The following is a 25,810-nucleotide window of genomic DNA, read 5'->3' as shown; positions in this document are numbered from 1 at the left end:
ATCAGCTATCAGCTATCAGCTATCAGCTATCAGCTATCAGCTATCAGCTATCAGCTATCAGCTATCAGCTATCAGCTATCAGCTATCAGCTATCAGCTATCAGCTATCAGCTATCAGCTATCAGCTAGAAATTTTGTTCATATTAACCTACGTGTCAAGAGAATCTTGTCTTTCCTGACGGCTGACAGCTCAAATCGCAGACATTAAAAAACCCGAGACAAAGCTCGGGTTTTTTTAGTATTAATTAGCTAGGCTAACTATTACTCTACGATAGTTGCTACAACACCAGCACCTACAGTACGGCCACCTTCACGGATAGCGAAACGAAGACCTTCATCCATCGCGATTGGTGCGATTAGAGTTACAGTCATCTTAACGTTATCACCAGGCATTACCATTTCTACGCCATCTGGTAACTGTACGTCACCAGTTACGTCAGTTGTACGGAAGTAGAACTGTGGACGGTAACCTTTAAAGAAAGGAGTATGACGACCACCTTCATCTTTAGAAAGTACGTATACTTCTGAAGTGAAAGTTGTATGTGGGTTGATTGAACCAGGCTTAGCTAGTACTTGACCACGTTCAACGTCTTCACGCTTAGTACCACGTAGAAGTGCACCAATGTTCTCACCAGCACGACCTTCGTCAAGAAGCTTACGGAACATTTCAACACCAGTACAAGTAGACTTAGTAGTCTCTTTGATACCAACGATTTCAACTTCGTCATTCACGTTGATGATACCAGCTTCAACACGACCAGTTACAACTGTACCACGGCCTTGAATTGAGAAAACATCTTCGATAGGCATGATGAATGGCTTATCGATGTCACGCTCTGGCTCTGGGATGTAAGAATCTAGTGCTTCTGCAAGCTCAACGATCTTGTCTTCCCACTGCTTTTCGCCTTCAAGTGCTTTAAGAGCAGAACCTTGAATTAGTGGTAAGTCATCACCTGGGAAGTCATATTCAGAAAGAAGTTCACGAACTTCCATTTCTACTAGCTCAAGTAGCTCTTCGTCATCAACCATGTCACATTTGTTCATGAATACGATGATGTAAGGAACGCCAACCTGACGAGAAAGTAGGATGTGCTCACGAGTTTGTGGCATAGGGCCATCAGTCGCAGCTACTACTAAGATTGCGCCGTCCATTTGAGCAGCACCAGTGATCATGTTTTTAACATAATCGGCGTGTCCAGGACAATCTACGTGTGCGTAGTGACGAGTAGGTGTATCGTACTCAACGTGTGAAGTTGAGATTGTGATACCACGCTCGCGCTCTTCTGGAGCGTTATCGATTGATGCGAAATCTTTAGCTACACCACCGTATACTTTTGCAAGTACGTTAGTGATTGCTGCAGTTAGGGTTGTTTTACCGTGGTCAACGTGGCCGATTGTACCAACGTTTACGTGCGGTTTTACGCGTTCAAACTTTTCTTTTGCCATCTTAAAAAATTCCTATAAAGAAATTAAAGGTTAAGCTCGTTATTGAGCTAAACCAAGCTAAAAATTACTTAAGTGCGAGCTGCAATTATTTTATCTGCAACATTTTTTGCGGCTTCTGCGTACTTCAAAAACTCCATAGAGTATGAGGCACGACCTTGTGTTGCAGATCGCAGATCAGTTGCATAACCAAACATTTCAGAGAGCGGTACTAAAGCGTTAACTTGTTTAAGTCCGCCTAGTGCTTCTTCCATGCCTTCGATCATGCCGCGACGACGGTTTAAGTCGCCAACTACATCACCCATGTTTGCTTCAGGAGTGAGTACTTCAACCTTCATCATTGGCTCTAAAAGTACAGGGTTTGCATCAAGTGCGCCCTGCTTCATTGCCAAAGAACCTGCTATTTTAAATGCCATTTCATTCGAATCAACATCATGGAATGAACCATCATATAAAGTCGCTTTCACGCCAAGTAATGGGTAGCCGGCCAGCACACCTTGAGCCATTTGCTCTTGGATGCCTTTGTCTACCGCAGGGATGTATTCTTTAGGAACTGAGCCACCTACGGTTTCGTTAACGAACTCGTAAATTGGGGCTTCATCATCCGAAATATCCATCGGTTCAAGTTTAAGCCAGACGTGACCATATTGACCACGACCACCTGATTGACGTACGAACTTTCCTTCTACCTTAACGGTATCACGGATAGCTTCACGGTAAGAAACCTGCGGCTTACCAACGTTACATTCAACACTGAATTCACGTTTCATACGGTCGACAATGATATCGAGGTGAAGTTCACCCATACCAGATATTATAGTCTGGCCTGACTCATCATCAGTTTGTACGCGGAAAGATGGATCTTCTGCCGCTAGTTTACCTAGTGCGATAGCCATCTTGTCCTGGTCAGCGATTGTGCGAGGCTCAACCGCAACAGAGATTACTGGTTCTGGGAATTCCATACGCTCAAGCGTAATTTTAGAATTCGGATCACACAGTGTTTCACCTGTTGTTACGTCTTTAAGACCAATAGCCGCCGCGATGTCGCCTGCGTGGACTTCTTTGATCTCTTCACGTGAGTTTGAATGCATCTGAACGATACGACCAAGGCGCTCACGCTTACTTTTTACTGGGTTGTAAACCGCATCACCCTGTTTAACAGTACCAGAGTAAACACGGAAAAAGGTTAAAGTACCAACGAACGGATCTGTTGCAATCTTAAAAGCAAGTGCAGCAAACGGTGCGTTGTCATCAGCTGGACGTTCTTCCTCAGTACCATCTTCAAGAATACCTTGAATTTGTTTCACTTGTGTTGGCGCAGGCATATATTCAATAACGCCATCAAGCACAGCTTGAACACCTTTATTTTTAAATGCACTACCACAAGTCATTGGGACGATTTCGTTTGCTAATGTACGCTGACGCAAAGCTGCTTTAATTTCAGCTTCGCTCAGGTCTTCACCTTCCAAATACTTATCCATTAGTTCTTCAGAGGCCTCAGCAGCACTTTCAACTAAGTGAGAGTGCCACTCTTCAGCGAGCTCTTGAAGGTCTGCCGGTATTGCCTCATAAGAGAAAGTCATGCCCTGGTCTTCAGAATTCCAGTTAATCACTTTCATTTTTATAAGGTCAATTACACCTTTAAAGTCGTCTTCAGCGCCAACTGGCAGCTGAATTGGAACAGGCGTTGCTCCAAGACGAGATTTCACCTGGCTAACAACCGTTAAGAAGTCAGCGCCCGTGCGATCCATTTTGTTTACGAAGATCATTCTCGGAACTTCGTATTTGTTCGCTTGACGCCAAACTGTCTCAGTTTGTGGCTGTACACCTGATGAAGCACAAAGAACAACTACCGCACCATCAAGTACACGTAAAGAACGTTCTACTTCGATAGTGAAATCTACGTGTCCTGGAGTATCAATGATATTGATACGATGGTCGTCAAATTGCGCGTCCATCCCTTTCCAGAAACACGTTGTTGCAGCAGAAGTGATTGTGATACCACGCTCTTGTTCCTGCTCCATCCAATCCATAGTTGCGGCGCCATCATGTACTTCACCGATCTTATGAGAAAGACCCGTGTAGAACAGAACACGTTCTGTTGTGGTGGTTTTGCCTGCATCTACGTGAGCAACAATACCGATATTACGATAGCGCTCAAGTGGAGTTGTACGTGCCATATGATCCTCTTAAAGGTTAAGGGCAGATTACCAACGGTAATGAGCGAATGCTTTATTCGCTTCAGCCATACGGTGAACGTCTTCACGTTTCTTAACCGCAGTGCCTTTGTTATCAGCAGCGTCAACGATTTCTTGAGCTAAACGTAAGCCCATAGATTTTTCGCCACGCTTACGTGCAGCGTCTACTAACCAACGCATACCTAATGCGTTGCGACGTACTGGACGTACTTCAACTGGTACTTGATAAGTTGAACCACCAACACGGCGAGATTTAACCTCTACCTGTGGACGGATGTTATCAAGTGCAGACTCAAAGATTTCAAGGTGCGATTTGCCTGATTTCTCAGCAGCCACATCTAGCGCACCGTAAACGATTTTTTCAGCAGTAGATTTCTTGCCGTCTAACATTACGATGTTAACGAATTTTGCAAGAAGTTCCGATCCGAACTTAGGATCTGGAAGAATTTTACGTTGACCTATTACGCGTCTTCTAGGCATTTTGTATCTCCGGTTTATTCAGGTTTGCTCTTTCGAGGCAATAACCCAAAACAATAATTAATAATATTTAGTGCTTGGCCTTACTAACGGAATACAATTAGCCCTTAGGGCGTTTTGCACCGTATTTAGAACGAGCTTGACGACGGTCGCTTACGCCTGCACAGTCAAGTGCACCACGTACAGTGTGGAAACGCACACCTGGTAAATCTTTAACACGACCACCACGGATTAGGATTACACTGTGCTCTTGAAGGTTATGACCTTCACCACCGATGTATGATGTTACTTCGAAACCGTTAGTTAAACGTACACGAGCTACTTTACGTAACGCCGAGTTTGGTTTCTTAGGTGTAGTTGTATATACGCGAGTACATACACCACGCTTTTGCGGACACGCTTTAAGCGCAGCTGAGTTACTTTTAGTAACCTTGCTACGACGTGGCTTACGCACTAGCTGGTTAATAGTTGCCATTTAAATAGCTCCTGAAATTAAAATTACTACTGAAAAAAATAAAAAAATCCGCCCTTTTTACAAGCTCGTTACAAACGCGCAGGTAAATGGGTGGCGGAATTTTAATGAGCAAAGATTAACCTGTCAACATAAACCGTTAGCAAGGCAGTAGATATCTGCCTTGCTAAAATCTAATCTATTGATTAGATTAAGTTTATTGATTTCCAGATAAATCAGCGTTTAAAGCATCTGTTAGTGCTTGAGTCGCCTCTTCTGCACTTACTGTTTGCTCTTCAACAACTAAACTTTGCTTACGACGTGCCATACGATCTTGATGATACGCAAAACCGGTACCGGCTGGGATCAAACGACCCACAATTACGTTTTCTTTCAGACCGCGAAGTTCATCGCTCTTACCATTTACAGCGGCTTCTGTTAGGACACGAGTTGTCTCCTGGAACGAGGCTGCCGAGATGAAAGATTCTGTGGCTAGTGATGCTTTAGTGATACCCATTAATTGGATTTCATACTTAGCAGGCAACTTGCCTTGAGCTTCTAAGTCGCGGTTTGCGATATTAACGCGTGCCACTTCAATTTGCTCACCGGCTAAGAATTCACTATGGCCGCCGTCAAGGATGGTACATTTACGGATCATCTGACGGATAATTGTTTCAATGTGCTTGTCATTGATCTTAACGCCTTGCAAACGGTAAACCTCTTGCACTTCGTTAACGATGTAGTTAGCAACATGAGTCACACCACGTAGGCGTAAGATGTCATGTGGTGATTCAGGACCATCGGCGATAACTTCACCTTTAGACACTTGCTCACCTTCAAACACGTTAAGTTGACGCCACTTAGGAATCATTTCTTCGTAATGATCGCCTTCTGGTGGAGTAATAACTAAACGCTTCTTACCTTTAGTCTCTTTACCGAAGCTAATAGTACCTGTGATCTCAGCTAAGATAGCTGGCTCTTTAGGTTTACGCGCTTCAAATAAGTCGGCTACGCGTGGTAGACCACCCGTGATATCACGAGTTTTCGAACCTTCTTGCGGAATACGTGCTAACACGTCACCAGGGTTTGCAGTCGCACCATCTGTTACTTCAATCGTAGTGAATGAAGGAAGACGTGTTTCTTGCAAGCCGCGCTCTTCACTTTCAATGATAAGCTTAGGCTCTTTCGCATTCGCTTTAGCAAGATCTTTAACAACAATACGAGTTAAACCGGTTAATTCATCAGTTTGTGTCTCTGTATTCGAGTCATCGATATCGCTGAACGATACTTTTGATTTATGCTCAAGAACGATTGGGTGACTATGCGGGTCCCAAGTAGCAACAATGTCGTTACCTTGAACTTCAGCATTATCTTGAACTGTTAATACCGCACCATAAGGTACTTTATAACGCTCTTTTTCACGACCATAGCTATCAATGATAGTGATCTCAGTAGAACGTGAGGTAATAACAATCTTACCGTCTGTATTTAATACATATTTAGCGTTGTGCAGTTTTAATGTACCGTTAGTTTTAACTTGTACGTTATTTTCTGCTGATGCTCTTGATGCCGCACCACCGATGTGGAATGTACGCATCGTAAGCTGTGTACCCGGCTCACCGATTGACTGTGCCGCGATAACACCAACTGATTCACCCGCGTTGATGATATGACCACGTGCAAGGTCACGACCATAACACTTAGCACATACACCAAAGTCGTTATCACATGTGATAACTGAGCGTACGCGAACTTCATCAACTGAGTGCTCTTCTAACAGGTCACACAGTTTTTCATCAAGCATGATATTACGTTCAACAAGTACTGTATTAGTACCTGGAATAACGATATCTTCAGCAACAACACGACCAAGAACACGTTCGCGAAGTGCTTCTACAACGTCACCACCTTCAATAAGCGGTTTCATTGTTAAGCCATCTTCTGTTCCACAATCGTCTTCGTTGATTACCAAATCTTGTGCAACGTCTACTAGACGACGCGTTAGGTAACCCGAGTTCGCTGTTTTCAGTGCTGTATCGGCAAGACCTTTACGCGCACCGTGCGTTGAGATGAAGTACTGAAGTACATTTAGACCTTCACGGAAGTTAGCCGTGATTGGCGTCTCGATGATTGAACCATCTGGACGTGCCATTAGACCACGCATACCTGCTAGCTGACGGATCTGAGCGGCACTACCACGAGCACCTGAGTCGGCCATCATAAACACTGAGTTAAATGACGGTTGCTCTTCTTCTTCACCTTTAGCATTGATAACCGTGTCTTTTGACAAGTTGGCCATCATTTCACGTGATAAGTTTTCATTTACACGTGACCAGATATCGATAACTTTATTGTACTTTTCACCAGCCGTTACAAGACCTGATTGGAATTGTTGGTTGATTTCAGTTACTTCAGCTTCTGCTGCTTCAATGATTGATGCTTTAACTGGTGGGATAACTAAGTCATCGATACCAATTGAAACACCTGATTTCATTGCGTAGTGGAAACCGGTGTACATAACTTGGTCAGCAAACACAACTGTGTCTTTTAGACCTAGACGACGGTAACACTCGTTTAATAAGCTAGAAATCTGCTTTTTACCTAATGCTTGGTTGATTGACTCAAACGGCATACCTTTAGGTAAAATTAGCGACAGAATTGCACGACCAACAGTAGTCTCGATAATAGTAATAGTATCTTCTACTACACCATTTTCGTTCTTCACTGATTGGCTAATACGAACTTTTACGCGAGCGTGAAGTTCAGCATTGCCACTACGGTATGCTTTTTCTGCTTCTTTTGGATCTTTAAATACAGTACCTTCGCCTTTCGCATTAATGCGATCACGCGTCATGTAGTAAAGACCTAATACAACGTCCTGTGAAGGAACGATGATTGGCTCACCATTAGCAGGCGATAAGATGTTGTTAGTCGACATCATTAACGCACGTGCTTCAAGCTGTGCTTCAATCGTTAACGGTACGTGTACCGCCATTTGGTCACCATCGAAGTCGGCGTTGTAAGCCGCACATACTAATGGGTGCAAGTGAATTGCTTTACCTTCGATAAGCACAGGTTCAAACGCTTGGATACCCAAACGGTGAAGTGTTGGTGCACGGTTAAGTAATACTGGGTGTTCACGAATTACTTCGTCTAATACATCCCATACTTCCGGAACTTCACGCTCTACCATTTTCTTAGCAGCTTTGATTGTCGTAGCCATGCCGCGACGCTCTAATTTGCCATAGATGAATGGTTTGAATAGCTCAAGTGCCATCTTCTTAGGAAGACCACATTGGTGAAGCTTAAGAGTAGGACCAACCGTGATTACAGAACGGCCTGAGTAATCTACACGCTTACCAAGTAAGTTCTGACGGAAACGACCTTGCTTACCCTTGATCATATCAGCAAGAGATTTAAGCGGACGCTTGTTAGAACCTGTAATTGCACGACCACGACGACCGTTATCAAGTAGCGCATCTACCGCTTCTTGTAACATACGTTTTTCGTTGCGTACGATAATATCTGGTGCTGCTAAATCTAGTAGACGCTTAAGACGGTTATTACGGTTAATAACACGACGGTAAAGGTCATTTAGATCAGATGTCGCAAAACGACCACCGTCTAGTGGTACTAATGGACGTAAGTCAGGTGGCAATACTGGAAGTACTGTCATGATCATCCACTCAGGGTTGTTACCTGATTGGTGGAACGATTCCATTAATTTAAGACGTTTAGTGATCTTCTTACGCTTAGTTTCAGAGTTAATTGTTGGTAACTCTTCACGCATCTCAGCAATTAATTGGCCAAGATCAAGTTCACGAAGCAAGTCTAATACTGCTTCAGCACCCATCTTCGCTTCAAATTCATCACCATGCTCTTCAAGTGCATCTAGGTATTCTTCTTCACCTAGTAGTTGACCACGCTCAAGCGTTGTCATACCAGGCTCAGTTACCACGAATGATTCGAAGTAAAGAACACGTTCAATATCACGAAGCGTCATATCAAGCATTAAGCCGATACGTGACGGTAATGATTTTAAGAACCAAATATGCGCAACTGGGCTTGCCAAGTCGATGTGACCCATTCTGTCACGACGCACTTTAGTCAGTGTTACTTCAACGCCACACTTTTCACAGATCACACCACGGTGTTTAAGGCGTTTATATTTACCACATAAACACTCATAATCTTTCACTGGACCGAAAATACGGGCACAGAATAAGCCATCGCGCTCAGGCTTGAAAGTACGGTAGTTAATAGTCTCAGGTTTCTTTACTTCACCGTATGACCATGAACGAACCATGTCTGGTGAAGCAAGACCAATGCGAATTGCATCGAATTCTTCGGTCTTATTTTGTTGCTTCAGAAACTTAAGTAAGTCTTTCACCTTAGCTCTCCTGTCGGAGTTAATCTTGAGGGCGGATAATCTCGCCCCTACATTCTATTCGGCCGTAACAGGTGCTGTAGCTAGCTACAGCACCTAATTGGCTTAATTTTCTTCCAACTCGATGTTGATACCCAGTGAGCGGATTTCTTTCAACAATACGTTGAACGATTCTGGCATACCTGGTTCCATTTTATGGTTACCATCAACGATGTTTTTATACATCTTAGTACGACCGTTCACGTCATCCGATTTCACTGTTAGCATTTCTTGTAGAGTGTAAGCAGCACCGTATGCTTCAAGTGCCCATACTTCCATCTCACCAAAACGCTGGCCACCGAACTGTGCTTTACCACCCAGCGGCTGCTGAGTAACAAGGCTATAAGAACCAGTTGAACGCGCATGCATCTTGTCATCAACTAAGTGATTTAGTTTCAGCATGTACATGTAACCTACAGTTACTTGACGTTCAAACTGATCGCCAGTACGGCCATCATAAAGTGTAACCTGACCACTTCTTGGGTAGCCACCTAACTCAAGCATGTCTTTGATTTCGTCTTCTTTCGCGCCATCAAATGCAGGAGTAGCGATTGGTAAACCACCTTTTAAGTTTACAGCTAAGCGACGAACTTCATCATCAGAGAAGCTAGCAATGTCTACTTTTTGACGGCAATCACCGATCTCGTAGGCTTGCTTGATGAATTCACGTAGCTCATGAAGCTCACGTTGTTCTTTCATCATTTCTTCTAGACGTTCACCGATACCACGTGCAGCTAGACCCATATGTGTTTCAAGGATCTGACCGATGTTCATACGTGATGGTACACCTAGTGGATTCAATACGATATCTACCGTACGACCTTTGTCATCGTATGGCATATCTTCTACTGGTACGATAGTCGAGATAACACCTTTGTTACCGTGACGACCCGCCATCTTATCACCCGGTTGGATACGACGTTTAACAGCTAGGTATACTTTAACAATCTTAAGTACGCCCGGTGCTAAGTCATCACCTTGAGTAATTTTACGACGTTTGTTTTCAAACTTCTTATCGTATTCAGCTTTAAGCTCATCGTACTGTGCAGCTAGTTGCTCAAGTTCAGCTTGCTTGTCTTCTTCAGCAAGGCTCTGAGTTAGTAGCTTCTCAGCATTAAGTGTCGCTAATTGTTCTTCGTTTTGACCAGCAGCTACAAGTAACTTGCGAGCACGGTCTAACACGCCTGCTTCAAGAATACGGAATTCTTCATTAAAGTCTTTTTTCGCATCACGAAGTTGCATTTCTTCAACTTCTAGCGCGCGCTTGTCTTTTTCAACACCATCACGGGTGAAAACTTGCACGTCGATTACAGTACCAGTTACAGAGTTTGGTACACGTAATGAGCTGTCTTTAACGTCAGACGCTTTTTCACCGAAGATAGCACGTAGTAGCTTCTCTTCTGGTGTTAATTGCGTTTCGCCTTTAGGAGTCACTTTACCTACTAGGATATCGCCGCCTTTAACTTCAGCACCGATATAAACAACACCTGATTCATCAAGTTTGCCTAGTGCAGATTCACCCACGTTCGGGATATCTGCTGTGATCTCTTCAGGACCTAACTTAGTATCACGGGCGATACACTGTAGTTCTTGAATATGGATAGTCGTTAGACGATCTTCTTCAACTACGCGCTCTGATAGTAGGATTGAATCCTCGAAGTTATAACCGTTCCATGGCATGAATGCCACGCGAAGGTTTTGACCAAGGGCTAAGTCACCTAAGTCAGTCGAAGGACCATCTGCTAACACATCGCCACGAGTAACCGGTTCACCAACCATACAAGTTGGTTTTTGGTTAATACATGTGTTTTGGTTAGAACGGGTGTATTTAGTTAAGTTGTAGATGTCGATACCCGCTTCACCAGGAATGCGTTCTTCTTCATGTACATTAACAACGATGCGACTTGCGTCAGCATACATTACTTCACCACCACGTTTTGCAACAATCGTTACACCAGAATCTTTCGCTAGTGTTAACTCAATACCTGTACCTACTAACGGCTTATCCGCTTTCAATGTTGGTACTGCTTGACGTTGCATGTTTGAACCCATCAATGCACGGTTAGCATCATCGTGTTCTAGGAACGGGATAAGTGCTGCCGCTACAGAGATCACCTGTTGTGGTGATACATCCATATATTGTTGGTCCATTTTGCCCATAAAGGTTGATTCACCTTTGTGACGACATGGAATTAGTTCATCAACAAACTCATTGGTTTCAGTTAAGTTTGAGTTCGCCTGAGCGATAACAAACTGACCTTCTTCAATGGCTGATAAATAATCAACTTCATCAGTTACAACACCATCTACCACTTTGCGGTAAGGTGTTTCTAAGAAACCATAATCATTAGTACGTGCGTACGTAGATAATGAGTTAATTAGACCGATGTTTGGACCCTCAGGAGTCTCGATTGGACATACGCGACCATAGTGAGTTACGTGAACGTCACGTACTTCAAAGCCAGCGCGTTCACGTGTTAGACCGCCCGGACCTAATGCAGAAATACGACGTTTGTGCGTTACTTCTGATAGCGGGTTATTTTGGTCCATGAACTGTGATAACTGAGATGAACCAAAGAACTCTTTAACTGCTGCCGAAATAGGCTTAGCGTTAATTAGATCTTGTGGCATTACCGCATCAAGGTCACCTAAGCTTAAACGCTCACGTACAGCACGTTCAACACGTACTAAACCTACACGGAATTGGTTCTCAGCCATTTCGCCAACACTACGGATACGACGGTTACCTAAGTGGTCAATATCATCAACATCGCCTTGACCGTTACGAATAGCAATTAATACTTTCATAACAGACACGATGTCTTCTTTGCTTAATGTGCCAGGGCCTGTGTCAGTGTCATAACCAACACGACTATTGAACTTCATACGACCTACAGTTGATAAGTCATAGCGTTCTTCTGAGAAGAATAAGTTCTCAAATAAGGCTTCAGCCGCGTCTTTCGTCGGTGGCTCGCCAGGGCGCATCATGCGATAAATTTCTACAAGTGCTTCTAAACGGTTAGTGCTTGAATCGATACGTAAGGTATCTGAAATGTATGCACCGCTGTCAACTTCGTTGATATATAAAGTATCAATCTTAGTGTGACCCGCTTTAACAAGCTCAGCCATTACTTCGAGTGTTAGTTCGTCATTAGCAGTTGCGATGATTTCACCCGTTGACTCGTCAACGTAGTTCTTCGCAATAACACGGCCAATGATGTACTCATGTGGTACTTCTAACTGAGTAATGCCTTTTTTCTCAATGCTCTTGATATGACGCGCAGTAATACGACGGCCACTTTCAACCAGCACATCACCGTCTTCACCTTTAATATCAAAGGCAGCGGTTTCACCACGTAAACGTGAAGGCACAAGTTCCATAAGAACTTTACCGTCAGTTACTTCAAACGCAGTGGTGTCGAAGAACATCTCAAGGATTTCTTCAGTCGTGTACTCAAGTGCACGCAACATGATAGACGCCGGTAATTTACGACGACGGTCAATACGTACATATAAGTTATCTTTTGCATCAAACTCAAAGTCTAACCACGAACCACGGTAAGGAATTACACGTGCGTTATATAGTACTTTACCCGATGAGTGAGTTTTACCGCGGTCGTTATCAAAGAATACACCAGGGCTACGGTGTAGCTGAGAAACGATAACACGCTCTGTACCATTGATTACAAAGGTACCGGTATCGGTCATGAGCGGAATTTCGCCCATGTAAACTTCTTGCTCTTTAATGTCTTTAACTGTGCCTGGAGCTTCTTTGTCCATTACTACAAGACGCAGTTTCACGCGAAGTGGAGCAGAATAAGTCACACCGCGAATTTGACATTCTTTTACATCGAAAACTGGCTCACCAATACGATAACTTACGTATTGAAGCTCAGAATTTCCCGAGTAGCTTTTGATTGGAAACACAGATTGGAAGGCTGCTTCCAAACCATGATCGCCATCAGCGTCCGGGACTAAGAATTTTTTAAACGATTCTAACTGCGTCGACAGTAAGAAAGGTATATCCAATACTTGTGGACGTTTACCAAAATCCTTACGGATACGTTTCTTTTCAGAATAAGAGTAAGCCATGGGGTTCCTCAGCTTGCTGATCTTTGACCCGACCTGTTCTTGTAAGAACAGACTTAACTGGCATCTATGCCAAGATGTACAACATTTAATTGTTGTTCCGATAAACTCCCACTTCAACACTAGCAAACTATAAAGCGTTGAAAGTAAAGAGAAAATCAGATTTTATTTGCGCTATAAGAATAGTCGCTATATAGCGCAAAAAGGCCGGTGATTAAATAATCACCAGCCCTTGCCTGATTTCTCAGACAGCGAACCTAGCAAAAGCTAGATTACTTAACCTCAACTTCAGCACCAGCTTCAGAAAGATCTTTAGCAAGAGCTTCAGCTTCTTCTTTAGAGATACCTTCTTTAACTGGAGTTGGAGCAGCTTCAACAAGAGCTTTCGCTTCTTTAAGGCCTAGGCCAGTTGCGCCACGTACAGCTTTGATTGCCGCAACCTTGTTAGCGCCAGCGCCAGTAAGGATTACGTCAAATTCAGTTTTCTCTTCAGCAGCTTCAGCAGCAGGACCTGCTACCATAGCAGCTGCAGCAGTTACGCCGAATTTTTCTTCCATTGCTTCAACAAGAGCAACAACGTCCATTACTGACATTTCAGCAATTGCGTCAAGGATTTGGTCTTTAGTTACAGACATTACAAATTTCCTAATAATTAACGGACTCAAAGGTCCAAAAAAATTTTACACCGAAAGAGAGTTTAAACAGCTTAAAATTAAGCAGCTTGCTCTTCTTTCTGTACGCGTACTGCTTCAATTGTTTTACACAATTTGCCGGCAGACGCTTCTTTCATAGCGCTCATTAAGCGTGCAACAGCTTCGTCGTATGTAGGTAGAGTTGCAAGCATAGCTGCGTCTACTACATTACCTTCAAAAGCGGCCGTTTTAATTTCGAATTTCTCATTCTTTTTCGCGAAATCTGAGAAGATACGCGCAGCAGCACCTGGGTGCTCTGATGAGAAAGCGATTAAGCTTGGACCAACTAATGAATCGTTAAGGCACTCAAAATCTGTTCCTTCGATAGCACGTTTTGCTAGAGTGTTACGGACAACTTTCATCCAAACACCGTTCTCACGAGCTTCTTTACGAAGGGCAGTAATTGCACCAACTGTTACACCACGAGAATCTGCGATTACTGCAGATAGAGCACCAGTGGCTGCTTCGTTGACTTCAGCAACAATTGCTTTTTTGCCTTGAAGATTTAAAGCCATGGGTGTTACTCCTGGTTTAATGGGTTACCGTTATCGGTTTCCCTGTTTTACTCTTCCCCACCACACGTGATGGAGATGCTTTTTACGGCGAGAGCCAGAAGAGATTAGGAAAAATCTATCTGGGGATTCACACCGTCTACGTAGGTAAAATTAAGGCCTAAACCACCTACGGTCTTGGACGGAAGCCCAATTTATCGCTTTACCCGAAGGCGCACCGAAATTATGGACTTCAACCCGAATTCTTTACTTTGCTGAGTAATCAAATTATTCAACAAAATGGCGCAAAATTATAGTACAAATTTCACGCCATGTAAACACCTATTAAGCTACAGTTGTGCTTAAAGTGCCTTGGTCTACAGAAACACCTGCGCCCATTGTTGTAGAGATAGTTACTTTCTTCACGTAAGTACCTTTAGCTTGAGAAGGTTTAGCCTTCTTAAGCGCAACAATAAGAGATTCAAGGTTTTCTTGAAGTTGCTCAGCTGTGAAATCAACCTTACCAATAGTAGTGTGGATGATACCATTTTTGTCATTGCGGTAACGCACTTGACCAGCTTTAGCATTTTTAACTGCTTCTGCAACGTTAGGTGTTACAGTACCAGTTTTAGGGTTTGGCATTAGACCACGTGGGCCTAAGATTTGACCTAGTTGACCAACAACACGCATAGCGTCTGGTGATGCAACAACAACGTCAAAGTTCATCTCGCCTTTCTTAACTAGATCAGCAAGATCTTCCATACCTACAAGCTCAGCACCGGCTTCTTTCGCAGCTTCTGCGTTAGCGCCTTGTGTGAATACTGCAACGCGAACGTCACGACCAGTACCGTTAGGTAGTACAGTTGCACCACGAACGTTTTGATCAGATTTACGAGCATCGATACCAAGGTTAACAGCAACGTCAACACTTTCTACGAATTTAGCTGTCGCTAACTCTTTTAAAAGAGCAACTGCTTCGTTAATTTCGTAATCTTTAGTTACTTCCACTTTCTCGCGGATAGTACGCATACGTTTAGTTAATTTAGCCATTATCTTAGTCCTCTACGTTCAAGCCCATCGCACGCGCAGAACCTGCGATAGTGCGAACCGCAGCGTCTAAATCAGCCGCTGTAAGATCAGGTCGTTTAGTCTCAACGATTTCTTCAAGTTGAGCACGAGTAACCGAGCCTACTTTTTCAGTGTTAGGACGGCCTGAGCCTGATTTGATGCCTGCAGCTTTCTTAAGTAAGTAAGCAGCCGGTGGCGTTTTCATGTCGAACGTAAATGAACGGTCGCCGTAAACAGAGATCACTACAGGAACTGGAGCGCCTTTTTCGATAGATTCTGTACGTGCGTTGAACGCTTTACAGAATTCCATGATGTTTACACCGTGTTGACCTAGTGCTGGACCTACTGGAGGACTAGGGTTAGCCATACCAGCAGCAACTTGTAGCTTGATTAGAGCTTCAACTTTCTTAGCCATTATAAATACCTCATTAGGTGGGTCTTAGCCTTGTGCGCGCGAGGACGCGTACTCTAGCGGCTTCCCAGTTTAAAAATTGGTTTCGTACTTTTTGTAATCAATTCAAGAAACTCTATCCCTGAATACAAAAAGGCCGCTGATTATAAGTTAATCAGCGGCCTTTTTCAAGTCCTATGCAAAGTAATAAATCACTTCACATAAACTATCTAATTTTATTACTTATCTTGCTCAACTTGACCAAATTCAAGGTCAACTGGCGTAGAACGCCCAAAGATAAGTACAGATACTTTTACGCGACTCTTTTCGTAGTCAACGGCTTCAACCACACCACTAAAGTCAGCGAATGGGCCATCAACAACACGAACAACTTCACCTGGTTCAAATAATGTAGCAGGTTTAGGTGCTTCAGCGTTTTCTTGTAAGCGGTTAAGAATACGGTCAGCTTCTTTCGAGCTGATTGGCGCTGGACGGTCAGATGTACCACCGATAAAGCCCATTACACGTGCAGTGCTATTCACTAAGTGCCAGCTTGCATCGTTCATATCCATTTGTACTAGTACATAACCTGGGAAGAATTTACGCTCAGATTTACGCTTTTGACCAGCGCGCATCTCAACGACTTCCTCTGTTGGTACTAATATTTCACCAAAACTGTCTTCTAAACCTTCAATCTTGATATGCTCAAGAAGGGTTTGTGCAACACGCTTCTCATAACCTGAGAAAGCCTGTACTACGTACCAACGTAGTTTCTTTTCGTTGTTCTCATCCGACATGGGATCAGATCTCCAATCCAGTTAAAAAGCCTACTGCGCGGAATAAAATGCCATCTAATCCCCAAAGGATAAGTGCCATAATCACAGTTGCTACCATTACAATAAATGTCGTATGGGTAGTTTCTTGGCGCGTTGGCCACACTACTTTACGTACTTCAATACGCGCTTCTTTTGCAAAAGCAAGGAAGGTACGTCCTTTTTCTGTTACTGCAGCAATACCTAAACCGGCTGCAACCGCAATAACAACACCAATAGCACGTAATAACACAGACTGGTCTGCGTACATATAATTACCAACTACTGCGCCTGCAAGTAGCGCAATTGCCACAAGCCACTTTACTGCATCCATCCCACTTGATGGCGTTTCCACATTCGTGCTCATAATATTATTACCTTAACTACAGACACAACAACCCTACACTACGGCAGGGTTAATCCATTAAAATCTAAACTTAAAAACAGACTTATTTAAACCGATTTTTAACCTAAGACTTTACCCACTCACAAGAAAATTGGCAGGGGCGGAGAGATTCGAACTCCCAACCGTCGGTTTTGGAGACCGCTGTTCTACCAATTGGAACTACGCCCCTGCAAAGTGGATGCCTATTATACTTACGCAATTCATTAACACAAGAGTAAAAGATACCCATATTATAAAATCTTAGCGGTTAATTTACCGCTAAGTTAATAAATATACCCAAACTACCTCTTAAGGTGGTTTGGGCATAACTTACTTAGTCCCTTTCACTAGCGGTACACCGTTATTACCTACAGGAATATATACAGTGGTGTGATTTGGTGATTCAGCCATTTTCATTTGTGCATTGATAGCTTCATGCTGTAAATAATTGGGTGTGAGTGTCGCATTAATTATCTTTTGTGCCTGGGCGATACCTTTGGCTTCTTCGACTCTGATCTCTGCATCTTTACGAGCAATTTCTTTTTGCGTTTCTTTTTCTGATAACAACTGCTGTGCGGCGAGCTTTTTCTCTACTGCATTGGCAACTATCGCTGGGTAATTTATATTACCTACAACGACGTTTGCTAAATTAAATGGCGTCGCAGATAGATATTTTTGTAACCTGACAGTCACTTCCAACGCTATTTTTTCACGATTAGTTTTAAGTTCACCGCTATCGTATTTTTGTACGATATCACGAACATAGGTTCTAAAGGTTTCTCTTACAAACCGTTGATACCAATTTTCACCACCGAACTGCTCAATTACGGTTTTAACCGAACCCGTTTCAATCGAAATCACAGCATGAAAATCAAACCGAATATTTAAATCATCGTTAGCCAGTATTTGAAATGTCTCTGTGTATGTATTTGGCCGCATATCTATGTTAATTACTTCATTACGTAACAATGACATACCAAAATTAGCAGGGCCAACCATAGAACCTTGATAACCTCCTTCTCCGAATACTCTTGGTTTTTCGTAAACATAACCTTCTTGACCTGCGGGCGTGCTTGGGTTGGTGCACGCTGTTAAGCTACCTAAAACTGCGCCGGCAAGTATTGCGCCTTTGGTTAAGTTTTTTACGACAACTTGCTTCCCTGACTTTCTCATTTTCATTTTTCTCTTATTGTTTAATTATTATGCCAAACGTAATAATTCACCTTTATAAAAATCACATAAGAGCCAAATTTGCTCAAACGGATGATTAGTAGGTATTATGATATTATCAAGCTGAGCTTCAAAATCAGCTTTAGCCCATAATGGGCTGGCATTTCGAATCAATAACCAAGCCCGTTTTGAGTTGTAATTTTTAGTCGCTTTTTGTTTTAGCAAACGTTGTAAGGCGGTACATAATTTAGAGTCGTTTGGGTCTTGAGCCAGCTGTGCGATTGCACGCTGCATAGAAATCGATAGTGGCCGCCCAAGTATAGCCATCGCCTCAATTTCACTGGCATACAAGTGCGCAATTTCAATATCTAATTTAGCCTCACCTTGATAACAACTAATATCAGGCTTGCTTGGTGAGTTATGCCAAATATTTCGCATTTTAGTGCCGTATTTTTTTTCGTAGCACTGCAAAAACAATTTAGCTGCACCATGTTCAAGTGCTATTTTTTCACGCTCACTATCACGCTTCATTTAATATCGCATAAACGTTACTTAACAAACTAGAAGCACCAAACCTAAATGTCAGTGGGCTTAAGTACGCTTGCCCCATAATGTCGGTAGCGAGTGCCAAGTATTCATCAGCCTGAGCGACTGTTTTAACACCGCCAGCAGCTTTAAACCCAACTAGCTTTTTTGACTCTTTAATAGCATTCAGCATTATCTTGGTCGCTTGCAAAGTCGCATTTACCGGAACTTTACCTGTGCTTGTTTTTACAAAATCAGCGCCGCCAGCAATTGCTATTTGGGTCGCTTGGGTGATCATTTCTGGTGTTTTTAGTTCTCCGGATTCAATAATTACTTTTAATTGCACATGCTCTGGGCAACACTCTTTGCTGGCTTTAACATATTTTAAAGCTAACTCATGCTCGCCAGCCATTAATGCTTGATAAGGTAAAACCAAATCAATTTCATCAGCTCCACGCTCAATCGCAATAAGTGTTTCATTAATTACATCGCTAAGTGGGTTATTCCCAGTTGGAAAATTAGTCACCGTTGCCACTTTAACGTGATTTAACTCTCTTTCGCCGAGAAAAACTTTAGCGTCATCGACAAATTCACTAAACACACAAATAGCAGCTGGCGTGCCCAACTTGGGCTCAATACTGTCAACCAGCTTTTTTATACTCGCAGTGGTATCGTCGTCATTTAAACTCGTTAAATCCATTAATTGCACAGCTAATTGCGTTGTCATAAATTTATCCTGTTAGCGGTTGTGCTGACTATAGTAACAAATTTTCATAATCTCGCTATATCTCATAACTAATCACCATAAGCAACGTAATCTCCTTGTAACTGCTCGCAATCCCCTGTTAACTAAGCCTTAGGCCAAATTAACACACCACATATAACTTTTGGTTATATAAACTGGGTTTTAATTATTTTTTACTTACCTTTGAGCGCTATATTCTGGCTCTCTGAAAAGCATTTATGCTACGACTGTTGTTAAGGGGTGTTACTACAATGCAATATTTACCTATCTTTACCAAGTTAGACAATAAACCAGTATTGGTTGTCGGCGGTGGAGATGTGGCACTAAGAAAGTGCCGTGCATTTTTAAAAGCCCGCGCAGCGGTTACTCTAGTTGCACCTGAGTTTTGTGATGAGCTCATTGAGCTTGCAAACAATAATGAAGTAACACTGGTTGAAGCCTATTTTAACGAGCAACATCTTGACGGCATGATGCTGGTTATTGCAGCAACAGATCTTGAAGAGGTCAACGCCCAAGTATTTGAACTTGCCAACGCCCGCAATATATTCGTTAATGTGGTTGATGACCAGCCTAAATGCAGCTTTATCTTTCCATCTATTGTTGACCGCGATCCAATCACGATTGCGATTTCAAGTGCCGGAACAGCCCCAGTACTTGCTCGTCGTTTACGTGAAAAGCTTGAAACGCTGATCCCACAACATATTGGCCCGCTTGCGACTCTAGTAGGTAGCTTTCGTGATAAAGTAAAACAACGCTTTAAACACTTTGCCGATCGCCGTCAGTTTTGGGAAACGGTATTTGATTCATCAGTGGTGAGCAAAGTACAAAGTGGCGATACGCAGTCAGCGAGCGAGCAACTTGAACAGCTACTCGATGCTAAACCTGAGCCTGAAGGTGAAGTATATGTCATTGGTGCAGGCCCTGGTGATCCTGAGTTATTAACCTTAAAAGCACTGCAATTAATGCAACAAGCCGATGTAGTAGTTTATGACTACTTAGTATCTGACGAGATTATGGACCTAGTGCGTCGTGATGCTGATTTAGTGTGCGTTGGTAAGCGTTTAGGCGATCACAGTGTGGCGCAAGAAGATACTAACCAAATGCTAGTCGACTTTGCCAAACAAGGTAAAAAAGTATGCCGAATTAAAGGTGGCGACCCATTTATTTATGGCCGCGGTGGCGAAGAAGTACAAGTACTAGCAGCGAATAACGTAAGTTACCAGATAGTTCCCGGCATTACCGCTGCCGCAGGTTGTAGTGCCTATGCGGGAATTCCGCTAACGCACCGTGACCACGCACAAGCAATTCAATTTGTTACCGGCCACTGTAAAAAAGACGGCCAAGAACTCGATTGGCAATCACTGGCTAAGCCAAACCAAACTGTGGCAATTTATATGGGGGTTATTAAATCACCTCATATTCAAGCGCAACTACTTAAACATGGTCGTGGTGCAGATACCCCGGTGGGCATTATTGAAAATGGCACCCGTAAAAATCAACGTGTGGTTACAGGCACACTCGGTGAACTGGCTGATTTAATCGAACGCCACAGTATTATTTCACCGGCATTACTCATTATTGGTGAAGTTGCTTCATTACATCAGCAGCTTCATTGGTTTGGCGAAAAAGCTCAAACCAGCAGCTTTGCCCAGCCACTTACTGGCGTAGCATAAGCTTTAACTTATTTAGATTTTAACTTTTAATCATTTTAGTAGGACGACTAACAATGGCTTTAACTCACCTTCAGCAATTAGAAGCTGAAAGTATCAAAATCATGCGCGAAGTCGCCGCTGAGTTTGAGAACCCAGTTATGCTTTACTCTATCGGTAAAGACTCATCGGTGCTTTTACACTTAGCGCGTAAAGCGTTTTACCCAGGTAAAATTCCATTCCCACTACTTCACGTTGATACCAACTGGAAGTTTAAAGAAATGATTGAATTTCGTGACCGCTTAGCCAAAGAATACGGCTTTGATTTAATCGTCCATAAAAACCCTGAAGGTCTGGCTATTGATATCAGCCCATTCACCCATGGCTCTGGTAAACATACAGACATCATGAAAACTCAGGGCTTAAAACAAGCGCTTGATAAATACGGTTTTGATGCAGCCTTTGGTGGCGCGCGTCGTGACGAAGAAAAATCACGTGCAAAAGAGCGTGTTTACTCGTTCCGTGATAAACATCACCGCTGGGATCCAAAAAATCAGCGTCCTGAACTTTGGAATACTTACAACAGCCAAGTTAACCCAGGTGAGAGTATTCGAGTATTTCCACTGTCTAACTGGACTGAGTTAGATATTTGGCAATACATTTACCAAGAAAACATCGATATGGTTCCGCTTTACCTAGCGAAAGAACGCCCAGTTGTAGAGCGTGATGGCACCTTGATCATGGTTGACGATGAGCGTATGCCGCTTGCTGATGGCGAAGTACCACAAATGAAATCAGTGCGTTTTCGCACCCTTGGTTGCTACCCACTTACCGGTGCAGTGGAATCAACGGCAAGCACATTAACTGAAATTATCGAAGAAATGCTGTTATCGACTTCATCAGAGCGTGAAGGACGAGTCATTGACCATGATTCAGCAGGTTCAATGGAGAAGAAAAAACGTGAGGGCTATTTCTAATGTCTACTAATACTAACGACACAATTAACGAAGTAAGAGAAATAGGCATCGACGCCTACCTTGCTCGCCAACAAGATAAAAGCCTATTACGTATGTTGACCTGTGGCAGCGTGGATGATGGTAAATCAACCCTGATTGGCCGCCTATTACATGACAGTCACCAAATTTATGAAGATCAGCTTGCTGCACTGCATAAAGATAACGAAAAAGTCGGTAACGCCGGCGAAGAGCTTGATTTAGCCCTACTGGTTGATGGCCTACAAGCCGAGCGTGAGCAAGGCATAACCATTGACGTAGCGTATCGTTACTTCTCAACCGCTAAACGTAAGTTTATTATTGCTGACACCCCAGGGCACGAGCAGTACACCCGCAACATGGTAACCGGTGCATCAACCAGTGATGTCGCGATTATTCTTGTCGATGCGCGTTATGGTGTGCAAGTTCAAACGAAGCGTCATAGCTTTATTTGTGATTCACTGGGCATTAAACAGTTTGTGGTAGCGATTAACAAAATGGACATCGTTGATTTTGACGAAATCGTTTATGAGCGCATCAAAGCTGATTACCTAAAGTTTGCTGAGCAACTTAATGTATCTAACATCAAGTTTGTGCCTATGTCAGCGCTTAAAGGCGATAACGTGGTTACTCGCTCTGAGCACACACCGTATTACACAGACAAGCCGCTACTTGAGCTATTAGAAGACTCACCAGCAGCTGAAACCGACACCGGCTTTGAAGCGCGTTTCCCGGTGCAATATGTAGTGCGCCCTAACTTAAACTTCCGTGGCTTCCAAGGTACATTAACCTCGGGCAAGTTAAGCGTTGGCGATGCAGTAAAAGTATTACCGTCGGGTAAAACATCAAGCATTAAAGAGCTAGTAACGTTTGACGGTAACTTAGATACCGCACAAGCGGGCCAAGCAATCACGATTACACTTAATACTGAAATTGATATTAGCCGTGGCGATGTGATTGTTCCTGCTGATTCTACTGTTGCTGTGACGAACCAAGTACAAGCAAAGTTAGTATGGATGCACGAAGCGCCATTGGTATTAGGTAAAAGCTATAACTTTAAGTTAGGCAGTAAGAATACCTCAGCCATTGTTAAAAAGATTGATCACACTATTGATGTGAACACCCTTGAGCATGGTAGCGCAGACAGCCTACAGCTTAATGAAATCGCTATTGTGACACTTGAACTGACAGAAACGATTCTAGCTGATGAATATCATAACAATCACGAAACGGGCTCGTTTATTTTAATCGACCGTTTGTCTAATTTAACCGTTGCAGCAGGCATGGTAGAACAAGCACTTGCCAGCCAAGAACAAAGCGGTGACTTTAGTGATTTTGAAGTTGAATTTAACGCTTTAGTACGCAAGCACTTCCCGCATTGGCAAGCGCTTGATATCTCAAAGCTTAAATAATCAGCACTGCCTGTTAAGGACGCATAGAGCATGTATCAACAGCTAGTATTAACAGGCATTATGCTAACTTTAGTCGGCTGCCTTTTTGGCACCCGACTAAAGCCGGCATGGCTTTTTGTCGGTGCGATTGGCACCGCCTATTTAGCGGGCCTGATTGAGCTTGAAGACATGTTGGTAAACTACGCCAACCCTTCTCTCATTACACTGGTTTTATTAGTTTTAGTTTCTATCGCGGTTGAAAAAACCACGCTAGTGCAAAAGTTGGCTCAATCACTATCTAAAGGTAGTTTAACTAGCTCAGTAACAAAGCTTGGCCTATCGACAGCCTTTTTATCATCATTTACTAATAATACAGCGGTGGTTGCATCATTAATTACGTCAATTAAAGATAACCCAACCCATTCACCATCAAAGCTGTTATTACCTTTATCGTACACTGCTATTTTAGGTGGCACGATTACCTTAATTGGTACTTCAACAAATTTAATCGTCAATGGTTTTGCCGTTGATGCTGGTATGGCACCACTGGGCTTTTTCGACTTTACCTTAGTCGGCTTAGGCGCATTAAGTGTTGGTCTAATTACTATTTTAGTCATGCTTAAATATTTACCCGACAATGGTAAAAACGACCAAGAAGTTGTGCCCTTTTATCTCGAAGGTAAAGTAGAGACAGGCTCAAAACTGATTGGGAAAAGCGTAGAAGAAAATGGCCTGCGCGACCTTAAAGACTTGTTCCTCGCCGAAATTCTACGTGGCGACAGACGCATATGCGCGGTCACTCCGCAGCAAGTGATTAAATCTGGCGATGTATTACTGTTTGTTGGCGACATTAAATCAGTACCACTACTCACACGTTTTGATGGCTTAAAAGTGGTGCATGACAAACACGAAAAAGACGTAGAACACTTGGTTGAAGTGGTGGTGAGTCAGTCATCTAAATTTATTGGTAAAACGGTTAAAGAGATTCGTTTTCGTGAGCAGTTTCATGCCGCGGTTATCGCGATTCGACGTGGTCATGACCGCCTGCAAGGTGGCCTTGGAAAAGTGCAGTTACAAGCTGGCGATTCACTTATTCTTGCTCCCGGTAAAGACTTTTATACCCTACCTAATTTAAAGCGCGAGTTTGTTTATATCTCAGGGCTTGATTTACAAACCCATTTAGCGCCAAAGCAATCTAATTTAGTGCTTGCGAGCTTTGCAGCCGTGTTAGGCTTAAGCATTTTTGGTATCGTGCCACTTGTTAAAGGCTTACTGGTATTGCTCATCGGTTTAATGCTTAGCGGTACAATTAAATTAAACGAAGTGAAACGCCGATTCCCGATTGAACTACTCGCAGTAGTTGGCAGTGCCATTGGCCTTGCTAAACTCATGATCGGCACAGGTTTAGCAGGGCAGATATCTGATGCAATGTTTTATGTACTCGGTGACTTTGGTCCTTATGGTGCCTTTATCGCTATATTTATTATGACAGTGCTATTCACTGAGCTTATTACTAACAATGCAGCAGCGGCATTATCGTTTCCTGTTGCTTATGCACTGGCGGTTGGCTTTAATGTTGACCCGTTGCCATTTATTATGGCGGTGGCATTTGGTGCATCAGCCAGTTTTATATCACCGTTTGGTTATCAAACTAACTTAATGGTTTACAGCGCCGGTAACTACCGACTAAAAGATTACATATTAATGGGTTTACCGCTTTCTATAATTTATTCAATAACGGTATTAACCCTTATTCCGCTGGTATTCCCGTTTTAAGCCAGCGCATTAGCACATAAAGAGTAAGAGAGTATTACAATGGATGAGAACATTGTTTGGCATAACTATGCCATTACTAAAGCACAACGTAGTGAACATAAGAACCATAAACCCGCTATTTTGTGGTTTACCGGCTTTTCAGGATCAGGTAAAAGCACCGTTGCTAATGCACTTGAAAGCGCACTTAATCAGCAAGGTATTCATACCTACTTGCTCGATGGCGACAACGTACGCCATGGCTTATGTAAAGACTTAGGCTTTAGTGACGAAGATCGCATCGAGAATATTCGCCGCGTAGGCGAAACCGCAAAACTCATGGTTGATGCCGGGCTTTTGGTACTCACCGCATTTATTTCACCATTTCGCGCCGAGCGCGATATGGTTAGAGACTTAGTCGATGACGGTGAGTTCATTGAAGTGTTTATAGATACACCGCTGGATGTGTGCGAAAGTCGCGATCCTAAAGGCCTTTATAAAAAAGCCCGCGCGGGTGAAATTAAACACTTCACAGGGATAGATTCTGATTATCAAATTCCCAATTCACCAGAAATAATTTTAGATACCAGCAAAAATAGCCTAGACCAATCGGTGCAAGAGCTGATAGCGTATCTAAAACAACAGCAAATTATTAAAGGTTAAG

Annotated in this window: 20 protein-coding genes and 1 tRNA gene; 5 read left to right on the top strand and 16 right to left on the bottom strand. The window is 43.0% G+C overall.

Annotated elements, in window-relative coordinates; all coding sequences use genetic code 11:
• Positions 1 to 260: 260 nt before the first annotated feature.
• From tuf to deoC, 16 genes are all read right to left on the bottom strand, one after another.
• Positions 261 to 1,445, bottom strand: a complete 1,185-nt coding sequence (gene tuf / locus QMA12_RS09500; protein ID WP_087532496.1) for an elongation factor Tu — start codon at positions 1,443 to 1,445, stop codon at positions 261 to 263.
• 68 nt (positions 1,446 to 1,513) lie between these two features.
• Positions 1,514 to 3,622: an elongation factor G gene (gene fusA, locus QMA12_RS09495; protein ID WP_087532497.1), complete on the bottom strand. Its 2,109-nt coding sequence runs from the start codon at positions 3,620 to 3,622 to the stop codon at positions 1,514 to 1,516.
• A gap of 27 nt (positions 3,623 to 3,649) precedes the next feature.
• The gene (gene rpsG / locus QMA12_RS09490; protein ID WP_004588211.1) at positions 3,650 to 4,120 is read right to left on the bottom strand and encodes a 30S ribosomal protein S7; all 471 of its coding nucleotides are present in this window, start codon (positions 4,118 to 4,120) and stop codon (positions 3,650 to 3,652) included.
• A 97-nt stretch (positions 4,121 to 4,217) separates the two neighbouring features.
• Positions 4,218 to 4,592: a 30S ribosomal protein S12 gene (gene rpsL, locus QMA12_RS09485; RefSeq protein ID WP_002958885.1), complete on the bottom strand. Its 375-nt coding sequence runs from the start codon at positions 4,590 to 4,592 to the stop codon at positions 4,218 to 4,220.
• Between the two features lie 193 nt (positions 4,593 to 4,785).
• Positions 4,786 to 8,958: a DNA-directed RNA polymerase subunit beta' gene (gene rpoC / locus QMA12_RS09480; RefSeq protein ID WP_087532498.1), complete on the bottom strand. Its 4,173-nt coding sequence runs from the start codon at positions 8,956 to 8,958 to the stop codon at positions 4,786 to 4,788.
• 102 nt (positions 8,959 to 9,060) lie between these two features.
• Complete coding sequence (gene rpoB, locus QMA12_RS09475; RefSeq protein WP_087532499.1) at positions 9,061 to 13,086, bottom strand: DNA-directed RNA polymerase subunit beta; 4,026 nt, start codon at positions 13,084 to 13,086, stop codon at positions 9,061 to 9,063.
• Between the two features lie 269 nt (positions 13,087 to 13,355).
• Positions 13,356 to 13,718 carry a 50S ribosomal protein L7/L12 gene (gene rplL / locus QMA12_RS09470; protein WP_087532500.1) on the bottom strand — a complete coding sequence of 121 codons (363 nt, stop codon included), beginning with the start codon at positions 13,716 to 13,718 and terminating at the stop codon, positions 13,356 to 13,358.
• Between the two features lie 77 nt (positions 13,719 to 13,795).
• A complete protein-coding gene (gene rplJ, locus QMA12_RS09465; RefSeq protein WP_087532501.1) occupies positions 13,796 to 14,290 on the bottom strand; it encodes a 50S ribosomal protein L10 in 495 nt (164 codons plus the stop codon).
• A 321-nt stretch (positions 14,291 to 14,611) separates the two neighbouring features.
• On the bottom strand, positions 14,612 to 15,316 hold the full coding sequence (rplA, locus tag QMA12_RS09460) for a 50S ribosomal protein L1 (RefSeq protein WP_087532502.1): 705 nt from the start codon (positions 15,314 to 15,316) through the stop codon (positions 14,612 to 14,614).
• A 4-nt stretch (positions 15,317 to 15,320) separates the two neighbouring features.
• Positions 15,321 to 15,749 (bottom strand): 50S ribosomal protein L11, encoded by a 429-nt coding sequence (gene rplK / locus QMA12_RS09455; protein ID WP_087532503.1) that lies wholly within the window; start codon positions 15,747 to 15,749, stop codon positions 15,321 to 15,323.
• Positions 15,750 to 15,964: 215 nt separating this feature from the next.
• Positions 15,965 to 16,522: a transcription termination/antitermination protein NusG gene (nusG, locus tag QMA12_RS09450; protein ID WP_087532504.1), complete on the bottom strand. Its 558-nt coding sequence runs from the start codon at positions 16,520 to 16,522 to the stop codon at positions 15,965 to 15,967.
• Between the two features lie 4 nt (positions 16,523 to 16,526).
• Positions 16,527 to 16,904, bottom strand: coding sequence for a preprotein translocase subunit SecE (gene secE, locus QMA12_RS09445; protein ID WP_087532505.1), 378 nt, complete (start codon positions 16,902 to 16,904; stop codon positions 16,527 to 16,529).
• Between the two features lie 131 nt (positions 16,905 to 17,035).
• Positions 17,036 to 17,112: transfer RNA gene (locus tag QMA12_RS09440), tRNA-Trp, on the bottom strand.
• 140 nt (positions 17,113 to 17,252) lie between these two features.
• Complete coding sequence (locus QMA12_RS09435) at positions 17,253 to 18,101, bottom strand: SPFH domain-containing protein (RefSeq protein ID WP_290209687.1); 849 nt, start codon at positions 18,099 to 18,101, stop codon at positions 17,253 to 17,255.
• A gap of 21 nt (positions 18,102 to 18,122) precedes the next feature.
• Entirely contained in the window at positions 18,123 to 18,623 is a 501-nt protein-coding gene (locus QMA12_RS09430; protein WP_087532506.1) for a hypothetical protein, read from the bottom strand.
• The gene (deoC, locus tag QMA12_RS09425) at positions 18,613 to 19,344 is read right to left on the bottom strand and encodes a deoxyribose-phosphate aldolase (RefSeq protein WP_087532507.1); all 732 of its coding nucleotides are present in this window, start codon (positions 19,342 to 19,344) and stop codon (positions 18,613 to 18,615) included. The genes QMA12_RS09430 and deoC overlap by 11 nt, the downstream gene beginning before the upstream one ends.
• A gap of 269 nt (positions 19,345 to 19,613) precedes the next feature.
• On the opposite strand from deoC, the gene cysG reads away from it, so the two are divergent.
• The 5 genes from cysG to cysC are packed head-to-tail and all read left to right on the top strand — an operon-like array spanning position 19,614 to position 25,809.
• Positions 19,614 to 21,035, top strand: coding sequence for a siroheme synthase CysG (gene cysG, locus QMA12_RS09420; RefSeq protein ID WP_290209688.1), 1,422 nt, complete (start codon positions 19,614 to 19,616; stop codon positions 21,033 to 21,035).
• Between the two features lie 53 nt (positions 21,036 to 21,088).
• On the top strand, positions 21,089 to 21,988 hold the full coding sequence (gene cysD, locus QMA12_RS09415) for a sulfate adenylyltransferase subunit CysD (RefSeq protein WP_087532509.1): 900 nt from the start codon (positions 21,089 to 21,091) through the stop codon (positions 21,986 to 21,988).
• Positions 21,988 to 23,415, top strand: a complete 1,428-nt coding sequence (gene cysN, locus QMA12_RS09410; RefSeq protein ID WP_087532510.1) for a sulfate adenylyltransferase subunit CysN — start codon at positions 21,988 to 21,990, stop codon at positions 23,413 to 23,415. The genes cysD and cysN overlap by 1 nt, the downstream gene beginning before the upstream one ends.
• 30 nt (positions 23,416 to 23,445) lie before the next feature.
• Positions 23,446 to 25,170, top strand: a complete 1,725-nt coding sequence (locus QMA12_RS09405; RefSeq protein ID WP_290209689.1) for an SLC13 family permease — start codon at positions 23,446 to 23,448, stop codon at positions 25,168 to 25,170.
• Positions 25,171 to 25,209: 39 nt separating this feature from the next.
• Complete coding sequence (gene cysC, locus QMA12_RS09400; protein WP_290209690.1) at positions 25,210 to 25,809, top strand: adenylyl-sulfate kinase; 600 nt, start codon at positions 25,210 to 25,212, stop codon at positions 25,807 to 25,809.
• Position 25,810 lies beyond the last annotated feature (1 nt).

This window comes from Pseudoalteromonas sp. APC 3893, assembly GCF_030408095.1.
Lineage (GTDB): Bacteria > Pseudomonadota > Gammaproteobacteria > Enterobacterales > Alteromonadaceae > Pseudoalteromonas.
This window is presented reverse-complemented; position numbering and strand designations above follow the sequence as displayed.

Excerpts from the sequence above, each read along its gene's own strand:
- tuf (WP_087532496.1), bottom strand. The coding sequence starts at position 1,445 with ATGGCAAAAGAAAAGTTTGAACGCGTAAAACCGCACGTAAACGTTGGT.
- fusA (WP_087532497.1), bottom strand. The coding sequence starts at position 3,622 with ATGGCACGTACAACTCCACTTGAGCGCTATCGTAATATCGGTATTGTT.
- rpsG (WP_004588211.1), bottom strand. The coding sequence starts at position 4,120 with ATGCCTAGAAGACGCGTAATAGGTCAACGTAAAATTCTTCCAGATCCT.
- rpsL (WP_002958885.1), bottom strand. The coding sequence starts at position 4,592 with ATGGCAACTATTAACCAGCTAGTGCGTAAGCCACGTCGTAGCAAGGTT.
- rpoB (WP_087532499.1), bottom strand. The coding sequence starts at position 13,086 with ATGGCTTACTCTTATTCTGAAAAGAAACGTATCCGTAAGGATTTTGGT.
- rplL (WP_087532500.1), bottom strand. The coding sequence starts at position 13,718 with ATGTCTGTAACTAAAGACCAAATCCTTGACGCAATTGCTGAAATGTCA.
- rplJ (WP_087532501.1), bottom strand. The coding sequence starts at position 14,290 with ATGGCTTTAAATCTTCAAGGCAAAAAAGCAATTGTTGCTGAAGTCAAC.
- rplA (WP_087532502.1), bottom strand. The coding sequence starts at position 15,316 with ATGGCTAAATTAACTAAACGTATGCGTACTATCCGCGAGAAAGTGGAA.
- rplK (WP_087532503.1), bottom strand. The coding sequence starts at position 15,749 with ATGGCTAAGAAAGTTGAAGCTCTAATCAAGCTACAAGTTGCTGCTGGT.
- nusG (WP_087532504.1), bottom strand. The coding sequence starts at position 16,522 with ATGTCGGATGAGAACAACGAAAAGAAACTACGTTGGTACGTAGTACAG.
- secE (WP_087532505.1), bottom strand. The coding sequence starts at position 16,904 with ATGAGCACGAATGTGGAAACGCCATCAAGTGGGATGGATGCAGTAAAG.
- QMA12_RS09435 (WP_290209687.1), bottom strand. The coding sequence starts at position 18,101 with ATGAAAATGAGAAAGTCAGGGAAGCAAGTTGTCGTAAAAAACTTAACC.
- QMA12_RS09430 (WP_087532506.1), bottom strand. The coding sequence starts at position 18,623 with ATGAAGCGTGATAGTGAGCGTGAAAAAATAGCACTTGAACATGGTGCA.
- deoC (WP_087532507.1), bottom strand. The coding sequence starts at position 19,344 with ATGACAACGCAATTAGCTGTGCAATTAATGGATTTAACGAGTTTAAAT.
- cysG (WP_290209688.1), top strand. The coding sequence starts at position 19,614 with ATGCAATATTTACCTATCTTTACCAAGTTAGACAATAAACCAGTATTG.
- cysD (WP_087532509.1), top strand. The coding sequence starts at position 21,089 with ATGGCTTTAACTCACCTTCAGCAATTAGAAGCTGAAAGTATCAAAATC.
- cysN (WP_087532510.1), top strand. The coding sequence starts at position 21,988 with ATGTCTACTAATACTAACGACACAATTAACGAAGTAAGAGAAATAGGC.
- QMA12_RS09405 (WP_290209689.1), top strand. The coding sequence starts at position 23,446 with ATGTATCAACAGCTAGTATTAACAGGCATTATGCTAACTTTAGTCGGC.
- cysC (WP_290209690.1), top strand. The coding sequence starts at position 25,210 with ATGGATGAGAACATTGTTTGGCATAACTATGCCATTACTAAAGCACAA.